Here is an 18229-nt window from a genome sequence, read left to right as displayed (position 1 = left end):
GAATTGTTATAAATTGCTCTGGTGAGGGTAATAACAAAACGAGGCACAATGAAGTGCCAATGTACTGCAAGACCCGATTTTATAAAGAAAGTTCGAACACGGAAAGGAGAACATACGTTATGAGTAAAGTTGCTTTTTTATTGGCGAATGACTTTGAAGATTCGGAGATGCAGGTTCCGTATGACGAAGTAAAAAAAGCTGGACATGAAGTGGAGATTATCGGATTAAAAGCCGGTGAGACCCTTAAAGGTAAAGGAGGAAAGGCCTCCTATACCACAGATAAGGCGATCGCTGATGCATCCGCTTCAGATTACGATGCAGTCGTGATTCCCGGTGGATCATCCCCTGAGAATTTGCGAAGTGATGCGCACATCTTGAAGTTTGTCACCGAGATCAACAGTGCGAAGAAACCAATTGCTGCGATCTGTCATGGTCCGCAAATTTTGGCTAGTGCCGGTCTGTTGAAAGGCCGCACCATTACATCCTATCCACCACTTAAGGATGACATGGTAAACGCAGGGGCAGAGTTCAAGGATCATGAGGCCGTTGTGGATGGGAACTATATTACATCCCGAACGCCTGAAGATGAGCCAGCGTTTGTACGTGAACTGCTAAAAGTTATTTAACTTCACCCAGTTTTAACTGACATACATTGAGGTACCTTAACTACGTTTCATCGTGACGATTACAAACTTCACGTTAGCATTTCATTCCGAAAAAGGAGGGTTTGACATGACAAAACATATTCAGGCGTATTTTCGAACCGAAGACGAGGCGGAGGGAGCAAGAACTTCTCTTCAGACGTTCCGTACAGAGCATTTGGAAGTAGGTCAACTCGATAGTGCGATAGGTAGAGACACGCGTGTTATGGTACCACTGGTACCATATAATACTGCGGGCGGTGTAGGCACTAACGGGGCAATGGGTGTCGGTGCTGCTCCCGGTGTTCCAGCCAGCGAAAATGTGATCCCTGTGGTATCCAATGTGGATCGTGATGCAGAACGGGACTCTCGTGACAGAGTGAATGAGGATGGAGACATGCTGGATGCTGCGGATGTGTCTTCGGCCGATTATGATGATCTGCATTATGTTCTGTCTGCCAAAGTGAGGGATGAGGATTATGACGAGATTGTTCATAAACTTCGCTCCAACCATGCCTATGTGGAAGAGTTGAATTAACGTGTAGATACATCTAGGCCCTTGCACTGCTTGACTACAGAGTCGAGTACTGTGCAAGGGTTTTTCAATAATAAATATATTAAAAAACACAAATATAAAGCGCTATCATTTTTGTAATATTACTGTAACATTAGTTACATAAGCCTTTAACATAGTGGGCTTATAATAACACACATGACCCCCTTTTTTTATATATCCTTTGAGCCTGCACACCGTGTGCAGGCTATTTTTTTTGAGCTGAGAATGTATATGTTTTGGGCGAAGCTTACTCCTTTATTGAATTTTTGCTAGAATAGAGAAATGGGTTTAATTTTCTAAAGCGAATTGGTTTCATAGTTGGGTTACATTGGACGGTAAATCAAGCTTCCTGCGATCGAGCTCAGGCGACTCCAATTCTATGACAGTGACTATGAGGAATTCATCGCCAGAGTAATCGGTCATATTCCAGATGAACATATACTCGCTGAAATTACCCCGTCCTTATATAAGGGCGGGGTAGCCGTTCTGCTTGATCGCTGGAAATTGTAAGTTATATAAAATGCCTCGTTTGAGAAATGAAAGCTATAATGCAAAAGCAACAGTGTTCTCATGCGAATGGCAAGAGACAGATTTAAGGGGGAATTAGTTTTGAGTAAGGTTGGAAGAAATGATCTATGCCCATGCGGAAGTGGGAAAAAATATAAGAAATGTTGTCTGAACAAGGAGTCCTCTACGGTAGAATCCGTACTGCGGCTGATATCAACGGAGCAGCCGATCCGCGAAGCCACGATTCAATCTGAGAGCAAGCTTACTTTGACCAAGCTGAAAAAGATGGTGGCGAGCGAATTGAAATGGGAGCATCCGGCTCACGAACAGCTGGCCTTGCAGCTTATTGAGAACATGAGGAACGAATATGAGCGGGAGCTGATTTTGGAAGCTCTGATGTTATGGAACGGGTATTCCCGCCAGACTCGCCCTACTGTGAAAAAGACAGGCTCATTCTGTGCCGCAATTGAGTATTTGCTGTCCGAGGAATACGGCTTCCATGTCTCAAAGGCCGAGCTGGCGGATAAATATGAGGTAACGACAGGCACAATCTCCCGGAAGGTTAAGGAGATGTATAATTACATCGATGAATACGGTATGGGCGGCGAAACGGACGAGCTGATGATCCTGAACAGCCTAGGTACATCAAAGGACAAAGCGCAGGCCCTGCTGTATAAGACGCTGGAAGCCAGTTCTGCCAAACGCAGAATACAGCTGGCGAAAACCGCGCTGGAGATGTATCCTGACAGCTCTGATGCGTATCTTATTCTGGCTGAGGAATCGGACAATGAGCATGATGCACGGGCTTACCTTAAGGCTGGAATCGCTGCTGGCAAACGCGAATTGGGTGAACTGTTTTTTGAGAAGAACAAAGGGGACTTCTGGGGGCTTCATGAGACTCGTCCATATATCCGGATATGCAAAAGCTACGCCGAATCTTGCTGGTTTGGGGGAGATACCAAAGAAGCGGCACAAATTCTGAAGCATATTCTAGAGCTTAATACGGAAGACAATACCGGAGCACGTTACCTGCTCGCTGCTGTGTATTTGTACAGTAACCAATTGGATCAGGCAGAGCAGTTGCTGGAGGAGTATGGAGAAGGTGACGCCGCAACTGCCTTTGCCTATGACAAGATCATTCTGGAGTATAAGAAAAACGGAATCACCTCCCAGCTCAAAATGCTGTACCGTGTGGCTCGGGGTGTGAACAAACATGTGCCTGATTACCTGTTGGGTTTGAAACGGCTGCCGCATAACCTCCCTGACTTTGTTGGAATGGGCGACTCCGACGAAGCGATTGCTTATGTCATTATGCATTCCCGTTTATGGGCGAACGAGCCGGATCTGTTGAAGTGGATGCTGAAACAATAGAGGAATAAGAAGCGAATAGAAGTTGGAATTCATATGATGAATCCAGCTTCTACTAGCCATATTTTCTGTGGACTCCTCATACCATGCTGCGTGTGAGCAAAATTTTTAGAGCTATCTTTTCGTGTTAACCCTTGACTTTAGCACTGCGGTTCATTACAATCAGAAAATAATACGTTGACTATAGTCAATACAAGTCGATATTTGAACTATATTACTGATTTGATGACGGGACCAAGTACTCCGTGCCCACATGACCAGAGAGGAATCCCCAGGCTGTAAGGATTCTCTTGATGAGCGGACGAATGACTTCCCCGAGAACAGACGGCGAACATAGCAGAGTTGATCTGTTGACCAGTAGCCGGCCTGCGCAGGACGTGCGTTACACGTAGAGCGGAATATCTGCTTGATCAGGGTGCTGTGTGCAACCCTGAATCATCAGAGATCACCTGAACGGCTAAAGTGTCAGGTTTCCGGAATGTGGGTGGTACCACGGGTGAATGTATATTACACAATCTCTCGTCCCTTTGTTTGCTGTATACTCAGCGACAGGGCGAGGGATTTTTTTGTTATATAAGTGATTTAAAAGAAATACACGAAAACGGAGAGGGCAGAAAAAAACTTGTAAAAGCGAAGCGTTCGCCTAAAAGCTTTCTGAAAGAAAGCTACATCGGAAGCATATGCTATCACCGGATTTCCACATTATAAAATTAATTCAAAAAATCTGGGGATAACAGCGATTGTAAGGTTGTTCTGCCCGCGCAGTGATCACGTGTAGAATTTTTTAACTTTTAGAGAAAAAAATCAATGCTGGAGGGATCAAGATGGCTTTTCAAAAACCGACTGGAACGCAGGACTTACTGCCTGGAGTTGTCGAGAAATGGCAGTACGTAGAAGAAAAAGCACGAGATCTGTGTCGACGGTTTAATTACCGCGAGATTCGTACACCGATCTTCGAACAGACTTCTTTATTTGTACGCGGTGTAGGAGAGACTACCGATATCGTTGAGAAAGAAATGTATACCTTTGATGACAAAGGCAATCGCAGCATGACTCTTCGTCCGGAGGGAACAGCGGGTGTTGTCCGTGCGTATGTAGAGAATAAAATCTACGGCGAACCGGATGTGAGCAAGCTCTATTACATCGGTCCGATGTTCCGGTACGAGCGTCCGCAGGCAGGCCGTCAGCGTCAGTTCCACCAGTTTGGTGTAGAAGCCATCGGTGCGCTGGACCCGGCGATTGATGCGGAAGTAATCGCACTTGGATACCAGTTGTGTGTAGAACTTGGCTTAAAGGATGTCAAAGTGGAGATCAACTCTGTTGGTAACTCGACCAGCCGTGCAGAATACCGCGAGACGTTACTTGGGTTCCTCAGACCAATGAAAGACAGCCTGTGTAAGGACTGCCAGTCCCGCATGGAGCGTAATCCGCTGCGTGTACTCGACTGTAAAGTCGATCAGGACAAATTCGTTGGGGCACCGTCCATACTGGATAGCCTGGATGAAGAGTCTTTAAATCACTTTGCCAAGCTGCAGGCATACCTGGATGATTTCGGAGTAGATTATGCTGTGAACAATCGTCTGGTTCGGGGCTTGGATTATTACACGCTGACTGCTTTTGAATTAAAAGCCCAAGGGATTGGAGCGATTGATACCGTTGGCGGCGGTGGTCGTTACAATGGTCTCGTTGGTGATATCGGCGGACCTGATCAGCCGGGCATCGGCTTCGGTATTGGTCTGGAGCGCATCCAACTGATTCTGGAGCACCAAAATATTGAGGTTACTACGCTGGCTCCACTGGATGTGTACTTTGTTGCTCTGGGAGAGGCAGCTGATCGTGAAGTGAACCGTCAGTTGTTCAAACTTCGTCAGTCTGGACTATCTGGGGAACGTGATTATCTGGGCCGCAAGATGAAAGCACAGATGAAATCAGCTGACCGTTTCAAATCCCGCTATACTGCCATCCTTGGTGATGACGAGCTGGAGCGTGGTGAGATCGCCCTCAAGTCGATGGATACGGGTGAGCAACAAACCGTGAAGCTTGATGATCTGGTAGCAGCAATTCGCGAAGGTAAATAAGCACGAAGTGTTACATTAAGTCTTAAACATTCAAGTAAAACCATTGATCCGGCAAAATTACTGAGGTTCACCGACGATTCCAATTAATCGGAAGTTGGCGAGCCAGAGGTAACATGCCTTTTCGAATACATGGTCTACACGTAACCGGACTGTTGAAGAGCAGGCACTATCTGCCCATACAGAACGGAAATTCACATAATGAGGAGTTTGGTTATGAAAAGAAGTCATCATTGCGGCGCATTAACACCCGCACACATCGGTGAAACAGTAACATTGAACGGTTGGGTTCAAACCCGCCGTGACTTGGGGGGCGTACTCTTCATCGACCTGCGTGACCGCAGCGGGATTGTACAAGTTGTCTTTAACCCGGCTTATTCCGGTGAAGCTCTGCAAATCGCAGATCGCGTACGTAGCGAGTATGTTATCGCTGTAACGGGTAAAGTTGTTAAACGTGATGCAGAAACAGTTAACAAAAACCTGCCTACAGGTGAAATTGAAGTTCAAATCACAGAAATCGAAGTGCTGAACGCAGCCAAAACCCCTCCATTCTTCATTGAGGATGGTGTCGAAGTTGATGAATCCCTTCGTTTGAAATATCGTTATCTGGACCTACGTCGTCCGGAAATGTTCGAAACACTGAAACTGCGTTCCAAAGCGTCCAAAGTGTTCCGTGACTACCTGGATGGAGAAGAGTTCGTTGAAGTGGAAACACCAATCCTGACCAAGAGCTCCCCGGAAGGTGCGCGTGATTATCTCGTACCAAGCCGTGTGCATGAAGGTGAATTCTTCGCTTTGCCACAATCCCCACAAATCTACAAACAATTGCTGATGGTGGGTGGCGTTGAGCGTTATTATCAGATCGCTCGTTGTTTCCGGGATGAGGATCTGCGTGCAGACCGTCAACCAGAATTCACTCAAGTCGACATCGAGACTTCTTTCTTGCAACAGGATGACCTGTTGCCAATGATGGAAGAACTGATGTCCAAATTGCTGCGTGAAACCAAAGGTATTGAGCTGGAACTGCCGTTCCAACGGATTACGTATGCAGATGCAATGGGTAAATACGGTTCAGACAAACCAGATCTTCGCTTTGGTATGGAACTGGTAGAAATGAACGATATCGTAGCCAACAGTGGTGTTAAAGTGTTTGCTTCTGTCATCGAAAAAGGTGGAGAAGTGAAAGTGCTGAACGCTAAAGGCTGTGGCACATGGAGCCGTAAAGAGATCGATGATCTCGGACCATTTGCTGCACGTTACGGTGCAAAAGGTCTGGCTTGGATTCAAGTGAAAGACGGCGAGTTCAAAGGGCCAATCGTGAAGTTCTTTACGCCTGAAGAAATCGAAGCGGTCAAAGAACGTACAGGTGCTGAGGATGGCGACTTGTTGCTCTTCTCCGCAGACACGAAAAAAGTGGTTGCTGACGTACTAGGTGCATTGCGTCTGAAAATCGGCCGTCAACTCGGACTGATCGATGACAGCAAATTCAAATTCGCTTGGGTTGTGGACTTCCCACTCCTCGGATATGATGAAGATGCAAAACGTTATGTGGCAGAACACCATCCGTTCACACGTCCAAAAGACGAAGATGTACATCTGTTCGACACAGATCCGGGTGCTATTCGTGCTCAAGCCTATGACCTTGTTCTCAATGGTTATGAAGTAGGTGGCGGTTCGATGCGTATCTACAAACGTGACGTTCAGGAGAAAATGTTTGCTGCCCTGGGACTCTCTACAGAAGTAGCAAATGAGAAATTCGGCTATCTGCTGGAAGCATTCGAATATGGAACTCCACCGCATGGTGGTATTGCCTTTGGTCTGGACCGTCTCGTTATGTTGCTGGCAGGCCGCACGAATCTGCGTGAAACGATTGCCTTCCCGAAAACGGCAAGTGCAACGGATCTGCTCATGAATGCACCTTCCGAAGTGGATGACTCGCAATTGGAACAACTTCATATCCGCATAGCCCGTAAACCGGTAGCGGAAAAGAAATAAAGGAGGCATCGATTCTCAATGCTCCATCAATTTTCAAGAACAGAACTTGCGATCGGACCTGAAGGTCTGGACGCATTAAAGAATAGTACAGTCGCTGTCCTGGGTATTGGCGGCGTAGGTGGAATTGCTGTAGAAGCTCTTGCCCGTAGCGGCGTTGGGCGCATCATCCTGATTGATAAAGACGTAGTGGATATCACCAACATTAACCGCCAGATTCATGCTCTGACCACGACAGTAGGGCAGAAAAAAGCGGATCTGATGGTGGAACGTGTGAAACTGATCAATCCGGAATGTGATGCGATTGCCCTGAATATGTTTTACACGGAAGAGACGTATGAGGAATTGTTCAAATATGAACTGGATTATGTGCTGGATGCATCCGATACGATTATTTACAAAATCCATCTCATTAAAGAGTGCCTCAAACGTAAAATTCCGATGATCTCCAGCATGGGTGCGGCCAATAAAATGGATCCAACGAAATTCCAGGTTGCGGACATTTCGAAAACGACCATGGACCCGATTGCTCGTGTTGTGCGTACCACACTTCGCAAAGACGGCATTAAAAAAGGTGTGAAAGTGGTCTTCTCGACTGAAAAGCCGATGAAACCGCGTGAGGACGTAACACAAAAAATCGTTCCCGAGAATGCTCCGGAAATCCGCAAGGCTAAACAGCCACCTGCGAGTAACTCATTTGTGCCTCCGGTAGCCGGACTGATTATGGTCAGTGTTGCGATTAAGGATTTGTTAGAAATTGCAGAGAACAAACAGCAGTAACTTGCTGCCAACTGAAGAAGCGTGGATGTCGATAAGGCATCTGCGCTTTTTGGTGTGATCATACTTCGCAACACGGAGCGGATGGGACGTAAATCGTCTATGATAGCCGAACTGTAGCCCTAGATAAATGTCAGAGTTACGTCATGTACTTCAAAGTCAAAACCGTGTATGATATTCTCTGCTGCGCGAAATGATGATACATACATAAAGAATTTGCAGCTTGAGAGAGGGGAATAGAACGAAATGAAACACGGATGGATGACCAGACGTCTTGGCATGGAGCCAGGAGACCAGTGGAAAAAGGAAGTTGTGGCGGGAGCCATTTCCTATTTTGCCGTGGTCTATATCGTTATGGTCAATGCTACAATTCTTTCCGATGCCGGGATGCCCTTGCAGGCAGCTATGGTTGGAACCCTGCTGACGTCCATTGCAGGCTGTTTGCTTATGGCATTTGGCGGAAAATCACCGATTATCGTGGTCCCCGGAATGGGGATTAATGCATTTTTCACGTATACACTTGTACATTCCATGAAATTAAGCTGGCAAGAAGCGCTGGCCGTTGTAACTGTTACAGGTATACTGTTTGCCATTGTTGCGTTTACGTCACTATACAAAATGATCAGCGAAGCAATTCCGAAAAATCTGCAGCATGGCATTACGGTCGGGATTGGTTTGTTTCTGACATTTATCGGTTTGCAAAAAAGTGGAATTGTTATCGCACACCAGACCACGTTTGTCGCGATTGGGCATTTCAATGATCCAAATGTCATTACAGCCTGCGTTACGCTGGTACTTGCCTTGATTTTATTTATACGGAACGTACAAGGTGGACTTCTCATCAGTATTCTGGTCGGGACAGGTCTTGCCTATCTACTTGGAGCAGTGAAACCGGGTGAGTCCGTATCAGCGATGGATGCGCTGCGTCAATACGGTGGGTTGTTTGGCGAGTTGTCTTTGATGAAGCTGGCTGATGTCGCGTTTTGGATTGCGGTATTCCTCCTACTGCTGATTGTGGTGTTCGAAAATATCGGATTAATTACCGCTCAGACACAGATGATTGGTCGTCCAGAGCGGTTCAAAGGTAGTCTGCGTGCTCTGTCCATTAGCACCGTGCTGGCAGGTGTATTCGGAAGTAGTCCTCCAGTTGCTGCAGCCGAGACTACAGCCGGAATTGCGGCAGGTGGTCGCACAGGTTTGACTCCGCTCGTTACAGCTGTGTTATTCGGGGCTACTTTTTTCTTCATCCCGCTGCTCGGTTACATTCCGGACAGTGCAATTGCACCCATTTTGATCATTATTGGTGGCCTGATGGTGCAAGGTGTGAAAGATATGGATTTTGGTGACTTCACAGAGGCCTTCCCGGCATTTCTGATCATGGTCATGATTCCATTTACATATAGCATCGTGGACGGTATGGCGTTTGGATTTATAGCCTATCCATTAGCGAAGCTGGCAGCAGGTCAAGGTAAACAGGTGCCTGTGGTCATGTATGGCATTTCCATCCTGTTCTTGGCGAACTTTGTGTTACATGGTATTTTGTGAAACGAATATAAACTATCGGCAGTTATGGCTAGCTACAGCGTGGTAACAAAACCTAATTGAAATCTACACGTATGATCAAGGGTAAGCTGAAACAGAACGGGAGGAACTAGAATGGAAGAACAGCTGCACTCTGAGTCAAATTCTAAGGAGACAAAAGTAGGGAAAAAGGGATTCAAGGATTTCGTCAAACTTATCGCTTCCACGAACCCGCCAAAAGTAATTCTGTTCCTGGCCCTTATCTTAACCCTGATTCAAACAACAGCCGGTCTGATCGTGCCATTGATGACCAAAGGTCTGATTGATGGGCTTACCACTTCGGCATTGAACAAATCTGTGATTTTATTGTTGCTCGGTGCATTTGTGATTCAGGCGATTGCCTCGGGCATTAGTATTTATATGTTAAATTACGCCGGACAACGCGTGGTCGCAACGCTTCGCACGAATCTGTGGAACAAGGTCTTGTCGCTGCGAATGCCATATTTCGATCGCAATCGGACAGGGGATACGATGAGCCGGATTACGAATGATACAAGCCTGATCATGACGTTGATCGCGGATTATCTGGTTTCCTTTGTGTCGAACATCGTTGCGGTTGTGGGTGGCGTGGCGTTACTGTTCTATTTGGATTGGGTGATGTCGCTCATTATTCTGAGTCTGGTGCCACTTACGCTGTTGATCCTATTGCCGGTGGGTAAGAAGATGTACAAGATTTCCAAGAAACAGCAGGATGAAATGGCAGGTCTTACGTCCGTGCTTAGTCAGGTTATTGGTGAGATCCGCTTGGTAAAAGCCTACGGCACAGAGAAACAGGAAGTGGAAGCAGGGGATTCCCGGATTCGTAAAATGTTTGCTTTTGGCTTGCAGGAAGCACGTATCCTCGCTCTGATCGGTCCCTTGTTTACATTTGTCATGACTGCCGTGTTGGTCGTTATCCTGGGTGTGGGGGGAATGCGCGTAGCGTCTGGCATGCTGTCACCTGGTGAACTGGTCGCGTTCATATTGTTGTTGTTCCAGGTCATTATGCCAATGGGACAATTCACAACATTATACTCCCGTTTACAGAAAGTTGTAGGTGCAACAGAGCGCATACAAGCCATCCTTGCTGATGAGGAAGAGCCACATCACAGCACCAAGGTAGCGCCAAAAGGAAATGAGACGATTACATTCCATGATGTACACTTTTCCTATGTCACAGGTGAGGAAGTGCTGCACGGGATCGATCTGACGGTACCTACACAAAAAGTGACAGCCATTGTCGGTCCCAGCGGTAGCGGCAAATCAACACTGTTCTCTTTGATGGAGCAGTTCTATATGCCCGATTCAGGCCATATTTCATATGGGGGACAAGCCATAACGGAATATTCCTTGGCCTCCTGGCGTAGCAAGATCGGGTATGTATCTCAGGAAAGTCCGCTTATGGCGGGTACGATCAAAGACAACATCACGTACGGATTAGGTCGTGAGGCCACAATGGATGAGATCCGGCGAGCGGCTGTGATGGCTTATTCTGCCGACTTTATCGACAAGCTGCCACAGGGTTATGACACGGAAGTGGGCGAGAGAGGAATCAAGTTATCCGGGGGCCAACGTCAACGGATTGCTATTGCTCGTGCCTTACTGCGCAGTCCGGATATTCTTATGTTGGATGAAGCCACATCCAGTCTCGACAGCACCTCAGAGTATGAAGTGCAGCAGGCGTTGTCCAATCTGATGGAAGGCAGAACTACGATCGTGATCGCGCACCGATTGTCCACAGTAGTGGACTCCGATCAGATTGCTGTATTAGAGCATGGACATGTTACTGGAACCGGAACACATGCGGAATTAATTAGCAATCATCCGGTATACCGTGAATTGGCACAGAAGCAGTTTGTGGCACAGGAAGGACAAGATTGAAATCAGAACTAGATTGATTACTATTTCCAAAGATAAGGTCTAAATTATAGTTCAACTTAAGACCGTTGATCATTCGTTCAGTACGAGCGTGAGCAACGGTCTTCTTTTATGAGGTCACCAGGTTGCTGTAGCTTTTTCCACATCAATATGATATAGTGGGTATCCTTTTGCGTCGTCAGTGATTGGCCATGCAGAGCAAACATATTCTTAGGAGGTAACTGAAACATGTCAGACAGCTTTCAAAGTGCCTATCAAGAAGAAGAGTACAGGTTAGAGCGAACGATGGAGGAAGTGGACAGTCAGTTGGAACGACTGCAGAATATTCCGGTGTATACCGGCCACGACTTCACAGAACAAGTGTTGGAAGCTGGACGCGAAGAGCGCCGTGCTGCCTTGTCCAAGAGCGCGCAGCAACCCTATTTCGGACGCTTGGATTTCGAAGAACAGGGCAGTGGTACACGGAAACCGCTGTATATTGGCAAAATCGGCGTAGACCGCGAAGAGGTGGGAGAGCATCCGCTCGTCATCGACTGGCGTGCTCCTGTCGCGAGCCTGTTTTACTCATTTACCGGAGGGGAAGCCTCCGCTACGTATGAAGCCCCGGAAGGGCTTATTGAAGGTCTCGTATATCTGAAACGAAACGTTGTCATTCGGCAGCGGATATTGGAACGTGTGGCGGATACATATAACCGTGACAGCGACCAGCCAGCGGTATCTGATGAATTCCTCGTTTATCGTCTGGGAGAGAACAAGGATAACAAACTCCGTGACATCGTATCTACGATTCAGGCGGAGCAGGATCTGATCATTCGTGCGGCGAGAAACACGGCATTAATCATTCAAGGTGTAGCCGGATCCGGGAAAACAACGGTTGCCCTGCATCGGCTTGCCTTTTTGTTATATCAGTACAAGGAACAGGTATCTGCGGAGAAAATGGTTATTTTTGCACCCAACCATATGTTCCTGGATTACATCTCGGATGTGCTCCCGGAACTCGGAGTAGGAGACATTCAGCAGCGGACATTCCCGGATTGGGCGATGAACCTGCTGGGGCTGGAGATGCCTTTGGCGGATACGTCGGATACATTAAACACTTGGTTTGAAACACCTGATGCACGGCCTGAATTGAATGATGATGTGCCTGGACGTTACAAAGGATCGATCCGTTTCATGGAGCTTATTCGAGAGTGGCTATCAGGCATGGAAGAGGATTCCGTGCCGGATATGGACTTCAGTCCATGGGATGGTAAGGTGCTCAGCAAGACGGAGATCGAGAACTGGTTTGGTGAGGAATACAAACATTATCCGCTGGCCAAACGCAAAGAACGGGTCATGGCGCGGGTTCACCGCTGGATTGAGATGGAACTTAAGAAACCGATGCCAGAAGCTGTGCGCAAAGAACGCAAGAAAAAAGCGTCTACTCGTGAGAAAGCTTATGCCAAAAAATGGCCTCAATACGAGCCGCTTACGTTATACAAACAGCTGTTCAAAGCTGCAAAGGGTGGCTCTGTGCCAGCCTCGCTCAGCGGGCTTATTCCAAAACTAATCATGAAACAAACCGCAGCAGATCTGAAACAGGATATCGTCCGTGAAGAGGATCTGCCTGCATTGGTGTACATTCACACACTGGTCCATGATATTGAGGGTTCGGAGCGATTTGACCATATTGTGATCGATGAAGCGCAGGACTTTTCCCCTTTTCATGTGGCGTTATTGGATCAGTTTGTCAAAGGGCATTCCTTCACCATACTGGGTGACTTGTCCCAAGGGATTCATGAGTACCGTGGTGTTCATGCATGGGAAGAGATGAGTTCTCTGTTTCCTGAGGAACAGAATGCATACTTTGCATTGACCCGAAGTTATCGTTCAACGATGGAAATTATCGATTATGCCAATACGATTCTGGAACGTGGCGTCAAGAGCGGGATTACGGCGATTCCTGTTTTCCGTAGTGGTGATCCGGTTCGGACGTTGGCTTATGGAGGAGAAGGGCGGACGGCGAGTCTGGAGCAGGCTTTGAAGGTGTTAACGGTCAAAGACTACCGAACGGTCTCCATCCTGACCCGTACACTGCATGAAGCAGAGGAACTTCACCGTGACCTACAGGCCGCAGGCTGGGATCTGAACCTGATCGATGGTGGCAAAAGGCAGTACACGGGTGGACACTCCGTTTTACCAGTTTATCTGTCCAAAGGGTTAGAGTTTGATGCCGTTATTGTGGCAGACGTAGACCAGAAGCATTATTTGCCAAATGCGGGTGATGCAAAGCTGTTGTACGTTGGTTGTACACGGGCCTTGCACGAATTGTGGTTGTTCCATGACGGTGAACTGCCGATCTATGCGGCTGCAACACATAATACCGAAGGCGAGCCGGTAACCGTTCAAGGTTGGCCAGAGCTTGGTTAGATAAAGTTTGATTATAACAAAAGGCATGACGTTCATGGGAAAGTCCCATAAGCGCATGCCTTTTTCTGCCTTTGTGCGAAAATCGCTTGATTTTCCAAGGAAGAACGACGGGGGAATTCAAGTTATGTTACTCTATTTCTCATTCTGGATGAGCGACGATTCACCAGGAATATGCCAACACCAATAAATAAACCGCCTGCCAATGCAAACCACTGAACGTGTTCTCCTAGTAAAATCCAACTCGATAATACACCAAAAAACGGCGCCAGAAACAGATACGAACTGGTTTGGGCTGGGTCACTGTTCTGAAGCAGATAAAACCAGAGTGAAAACTGAATAATGGAGCAAACAAACGTTAACCAGAGCAACGCCATAACCGAGGTGGTATTGACCATAAAGTGAGGCTGTTCAGTCCATACGCTCAGCAGAAGCAACGCAGCACCTCCAGCAAGCATCTGATAGGCTGTTAAGACAAAAGTATCATAGCCATTGCCCCAGCGTTTGATGAGCAATGTGGACACGGCAAAAGAGATCGCACCACCAAATCCAATCCAGGTTCCGGGGCTAAAGCTCATCTGCATTCCAAAAGTTAACATAATCCCGATGAAACCGAGTATAACACCGATCCACTGACTAAAACGGTAGGTCACTCTATATAAAAGAGCACTGAGGATAATGACCAGTAGCGGATTGGTAAACGTAATAATGGCGGATTCGCCGGATGTAATCCAGTTCATGCTGTAGTAGGCGCAGCCCATCACTCCTGCGGATTGGAATAGGCCAATGAGGATTATTTTCAACCAAGACTGCCATCCAGTAGGCAAAGGACGTTTACGAAGGAACAAGGCCATCAAGCCACCTGCCAATATATAACGTATGCCCATGAGCAGGAAAGGTGGGGCATATAACATGCCGATCTTGCCAACCGGAAAAGAAGTACCCATGATTAACGTTGTCAAAATGATCAATAGTGTATATTTCAATGGTTTTATGATCCGGGTATCTTTATCATGACTGGGGCTCATAACGTCTGTCCGCTATCTACAGTAATTAGCTGCCCGGTCATGGATTGCTGTTCCAGCGCAGCACAGATCATGTGTGCGATATCTTCAGGTGAGGCAATATGCTGTAACAACACTTCTCCGCCGAGACGATACATTCGCTCCTCGTTTCCAGCCCACCATCTTGTAGCAACTGCGCCAGGTACGATAGCATTCACCCGAATGTGTGGTGAGAGTGCGTGCGCAAGTGATAAGGTCAGACCATGAACTGCCGCTTTGGAGACGGCGTAAGGGAGGGAGGAGCCCGAACCCGTTCTGCCTGCGATACTGCCCAGATTTACGATAGAACCACCGCCAGCCTGTCTCATGCCTTCCGTCACTGCACGAGCGCAATGAAACATGCCTTTCACATTCACATCAACCAGCTCATTCCAGACGTCATCTGTAACAGACTCCAGATCGTGCATGGGGATATGACGCGTGATTCCGGCGTTATTTACAAGTGCAGTGATCGGGCCATAGGTTTCAGTTACTGTAGTGATCATCAGCCGGACATCAAGATCATTGGCAACATTAGCTTGAACGGCGAATGCACGTCCTCCCGTATCCAGAATGTGTTGAACAGTCTCTCTTGCTGCATCTTGTGAGCGGGAATAGTTGACAGCGACCAAGGCTCCGCGTTCAGCGAGCATCTCACTTACAGCACGTCCTATACCTGTTCCACCACCTGTGATCAGAGCAACTCTATTTTTCCAGTATGTCATGCTGAACACTCCTTATCATCATCCAGTCAGATGACTGGTTTGGGATCTACATGAATTGTAGTCCGGTTTACACATGAAGTATAATGATTGGTAATGAAGCGGATATCATTTTGAATGATGTCAGAGTGGAGGGACCATGGAGAGCGGGGATCTTAGAATATTTCAGTGTGTTGCACAGGAAGGGAATCTGACCAAAGCTGCTTCTAAACTGGGGTATGTTCAATCCAATGTAACGGCACGAATCCGGCATCTGGAAGCAGAAGTAGGTACAACGTTGTTCATTCGTCATAACCGAGGCATGACGTTATCTCCAGCCGGAGAAATGTTGCTGACCTATGCAGATAAAATTATTGGTTTGCTGAATGATGCTTCCAAGGCGCTTCGGGCGACGAGCACACCATCGGGTCCAATGCGAATAGGGTCTACACAAACCGCAGCGGCCGTGCGACTACCTGAACTTTTCGTCAGATATTATAAACAGTATCCAGATGTCTCTTTGTCACTGGTTACTGGCAATTCACAGATGCTTATGGATCAGGTTATTGGGTATGAATTGGAGGGAGCATTTATAGGCTGTCCCTGTGATCATCCTGATATCGTTTCTATTCCCGTATTTGATGAGGAACTATTTGTTGTCTATTCTGGTATGGGTCCTACGGATGAAGATCTTAAGAGTAAACCCATTCTTGTCTACAGCATGGGGTGTTCCTATCGTCAGGTTTTGGAGGAATGGTTAGAGGTGGGTGGTGTTACCCGCCCAGTAATTATGGAATTTGGAACCCTTGAAGCGATTATTAGTGGAGTTACGTCCGGTATGGGAATTTCCCTATTACCAGAGATTGTGATTAGGCATCAGATCAAAAATGGATTATTGCGCACGCATACACTCCCCGTAGAGATGAATCGCATGATGACTCATTTTATTACTCGCAAGGATGCCTTTGTCAGCAGTGCACTTCATGCATTTATGACTATGTTACCGCGAGAGTATGATATGATAGAGAGTGGAGAACCATCAGAGTTGTAATTGTATTTAAGGCAAGGCAATCCGTTAAGGAAGTGATGAGCAATGGATTTATTTTCGTTTCAACAGGACTCAAAACCACAAGCTAGATTGCTCGCGGACCGCTTGCGGCCAGAGCATCTGGATGAATATATTGGACAGGAACATATTATTGGACCGGGGAAATTACTCCGGCGCGCCATCGAGGCAGATCAGATTTCGTCGATATTGTTATACGGCCCTCCGGGATGTGGCAAGACAACCTTGGCACATATTATTTCCCAGCAAACGCAAGGACAGTTCGTACGACTGAATGCAGTGGAAGCTTCCGTCAAGGATGTGCGTGAAGTTATCGAACAGGCGCAAACGAACAAACAGCTGTATGGAACCAAAACCATTCTGTTCCTCGACGAGGTACACCGGTTTAACAGTTCACGTCAGGATGCACTATTGCCAGCGGTAGAGAAGGGCACGATTATTTTTATCGGTGCGACAACAGAGAATCCCTTTCATTACGTCAATGGGGCCTTGATGAGTCGTTCTACCCTGTTCCAGCTGGAATCGCTAAACAAGGAGCATTCCCTTATTGCGATGCGCAGAGCATTGAGTGATACTGACAAAGGGCTTGGATTCATGGAGTTGCAGGCAGACGATGAGGCGCTTGAGCACATTGCCACGATGGCCAACGGGGATATTCGGCGTGCGCTTAACGCGCTAGAACTGGCTGCGTTGACCACGCCACCGGAGAAGGATGGATCCATCCATATTACGCTTGGTGTGGCAGAAGAGTCTATTCGGCGACCGATCGTGAAGGCGGATGAATCCACACAGTATGATGTGCTGTCTGCATTTCACAAGAGTATTCGGGGTTCCAGTGATGCGGCGCTGTTCTGGTTTCTATACGCGGTGGAGAAGCTTGGTATGGACCCAATGACCTTCATTCGGCGCTTGATTGCAGCGAGCAGCGAAGATATCGGACTTGCGAACCCGCAAGCCATGACCCAGGCTATTGGAGCACTTGATGCGTACCGGAATAACGGCTGGCCCGAAGCCAAGCTGAACATTGCACAAGCGATCCTGTTCGCAGTCGAAAGTCCAAAATCCAATGCGGTATATACCGCCATTTCCAAAACTATGAACGCGATTGATGAAGTGAAATCAGCAGAAGTTCCGCTTCACTTGCGGGATACGCATTATTCGGGTGCCGTGAAGCTTGGACATGAGGGCTATCAATATCCGCACAATTACCCTGGGCATTATGTGAAGCAAGAATATTTGCCAAAGCAGCTTTCACGGAGAGTATTCTATGAGGCAACGGAGCAGGGGAACGAGTCGAAGATTAGACTGAATCAACAACGACGCAGGGAGTTGTAAGATCAGATAGATCACTCGGGAGATGTACACAACATGAAAGAGCTTTTGTATATAGGGGCGGGTGGATTTCTCGGTACATTAACCCGTTATGCCATACAATTAGGGATACCTGCTGGCTATGAAACGGCAGGGCTTATAGGTCAGCAACGATAACGATGCCCCAAAGCGGTGCTTTACGTCGTCAGTTAGGTTGTAGTTGTGGTATTGGCCTCCTTAGCAGGAGTCTGGTTGACTGCATAACAAACTATTTTTAATTTTTTTGCAAAGAAAAGCAGGAAAAAAGCCATCCTTCATGGTATACATGAAAGACGGCTTTTTTAATAG

General features: G+C 47.2%; 13 protein-coding genes. 11 read left to right on the top strand and 2 right to left on the bottom strand.

The features are described from left to right. The first annotated feature begins 119 nt into the window (after positions 1 to 119). From J7E78_RS01100 to J7E78_RS01060, 9 genes are all read left to right on the top strand, one after another. Entirely contained in the window at positions 120 to 626 is a 507-nt protein-coding gene (locus J7E78_RS01100) for a type 1 glutamine amidotransferase domain-containing protein (RefSeq protein ID WP_215074539.1), read from the top strand. A 106-nt stretch (positions 627 to 732) separates the two neighbouring features. Next, entirely contained in the window at positions 733 to 1179 is a 447-nt protein-coding gene (locus J7E78_RS01095) for a hypothetical protein (RefSeq protein WP_215074538.1), read from the top strand. Positions 1180 to 1806: 627 nt separating this feature from the next. Next, positions 1807 to 3075 carry an SEC-C metal-binding domain-containing protein gene (locus J7E78_RS01090; RefSeq protein ID WP_215074537.1) on the top strand — a complete coding sequence of 423 codons (1269 nt, stop codon included), beginning with the start codon at positions 1807 to 1809 and terminating at the stop codon, positions 3073 to 3075. A gap of 821 nt (positions 3076 to 3896) precedes the next feature. After that, positions 3897 to 5150, top strand: coding sequence for a histidine--tRNA ligase (hisS, locus tag J7E78_RS01085; protein ID WP_215074536.1), 1254 nt, complete (start codon positions 3897 to 3899; stop codon positions 5148 to 5150). Between the two features lie 213 nt (positions 5151 to 5363). Continuing rightward, complete coding sequence (gene aspS, locus J7E78_RS01080) at positions 5364 to 7142, top strand: aspartate--tRNA ligase (RefSeq protein ID WP_215074535.1); 1779 nt, start codon at positions 5364 to 5366, stop codon at positions 7140 to 7142. An 18-nt stretch (positions 7143 to 7160) separates the two neighbouring features. Beyond that, on the top strand, positions 7161 to 7919 hold the full coding sequence (locus tag J7E78_RS01075) for a tRNA threonylcarbamoyladenosine dehydratase (RefSeq protein WP_091020457.1): 759 nt from the start codon (positions 7161 to 7163) through the stop codon (positions 7917 to 7919). Between the two features lie 243 nt (positions 7920 to 8162). Beyond that, positions 8163 to 9461 (top strand): NCS2 family permease, encoded by a 1299-nt coding sequence (locus J7E78_RS01070; protein ID WP_215074534.1) that lies wholly within the window; start codon positions 8163 to 8165, stop codon positions 9459 to 9461. 111 nt (positions 9462 to 9572) lie between these two features. Further along, the gene (locus J7E78_RS01065) at positions 9573 to 11357 is read left to right on the top strand and encodes an ABC transporter ATP-binding protein (protein ID WP_215074533.1); all 1785 of its coding nucleotides are present in this window, start codon (positions 9573 to 9575) and stop codon (positions 11355 to 11357) included. Positions 11358 to 11582: 225 nt separating this feature from the next. Next, positions 11583 to 13763, top strand: a complete 2181-nt coding sequence (locus tag J7E78_RS01060; protein WP_215074532.1) for a HelD family protein — start codon at positions 11583 to 11585, stop codon at positions 13761 to 13763. Between the two features lie 122 nt (positions 13764 to 13885). On the opposite strand, the gene J7E78_RS01055 is transcribed toward J7E78_RS01060, so the two are convergent. After that, positions 13886 to 14788, bottom strand: coding sequence for a DMT family transporter (locus J7E78_RS01055; RefSeq protein ID WP_215074531.1), 903 nt, complete (start codon positions 14786 to 14788; stop codon positions 13886 to 13888). Continuing rightward, positions 14785 to 15528, bottom strand: coding sequence for an SDR family NAD(P)-dependent oxidoreductase (locus tag J7E78_RS01050; protein WP_215074530.1), 744 nt, complete (start codon positions 15526 to 15528; stop codon positions 14785 to 14787). Before J7E78_RS01050 ends, J7E78_RS01055 begins: the two co-directional genes overlap by 4 nt. Positions 15529 to 15664: 136 nt before the next feature. Here J7E78_RS01050 and J7E78_RS01045 point away from each other — a divergent pair, with 136 nt between their 5' ends. Continuing rightward, a complete protein-coding gene (locus J7E78_RS01045) occupies positions 15665 to 16555 on the top strand; it encodes a LysR family transcriptional regulator (RefSeq protein ID WP_215074529.1) in 891 nt (296 codons plus the stop codon). A gap of 42 nt (positions 16556 to 16597) precedes the next feature. Beyond that, positions 16598 to 17905 carry a replication-associated recombination protein A gene (locus J7E78_RS01040; protein ID WP_215074528.1) on the top strand — a complete coding sequence of 436 codons (1308 nt, stop codon included), beginning with the start codon at positions 16598 to 16600 and terminating at the stop codon, positions 17903 to 17905. Positions 17906 to 18229: the final 324 nt, after the last annotated feature.

This window comes from Paenibacillus polymyxa, from assembly GCF_018614975.1.
GTDB classification, from domain to species: Bacteria; Bacillota; Bacilli; order Paenibacillales; family Paenibacillaceae; genus Paenibacillus; species Paenibacillus polymyxa_E.
This window is presented reverse-complemented; position numbering and strand designations above follow the sequence as displayed.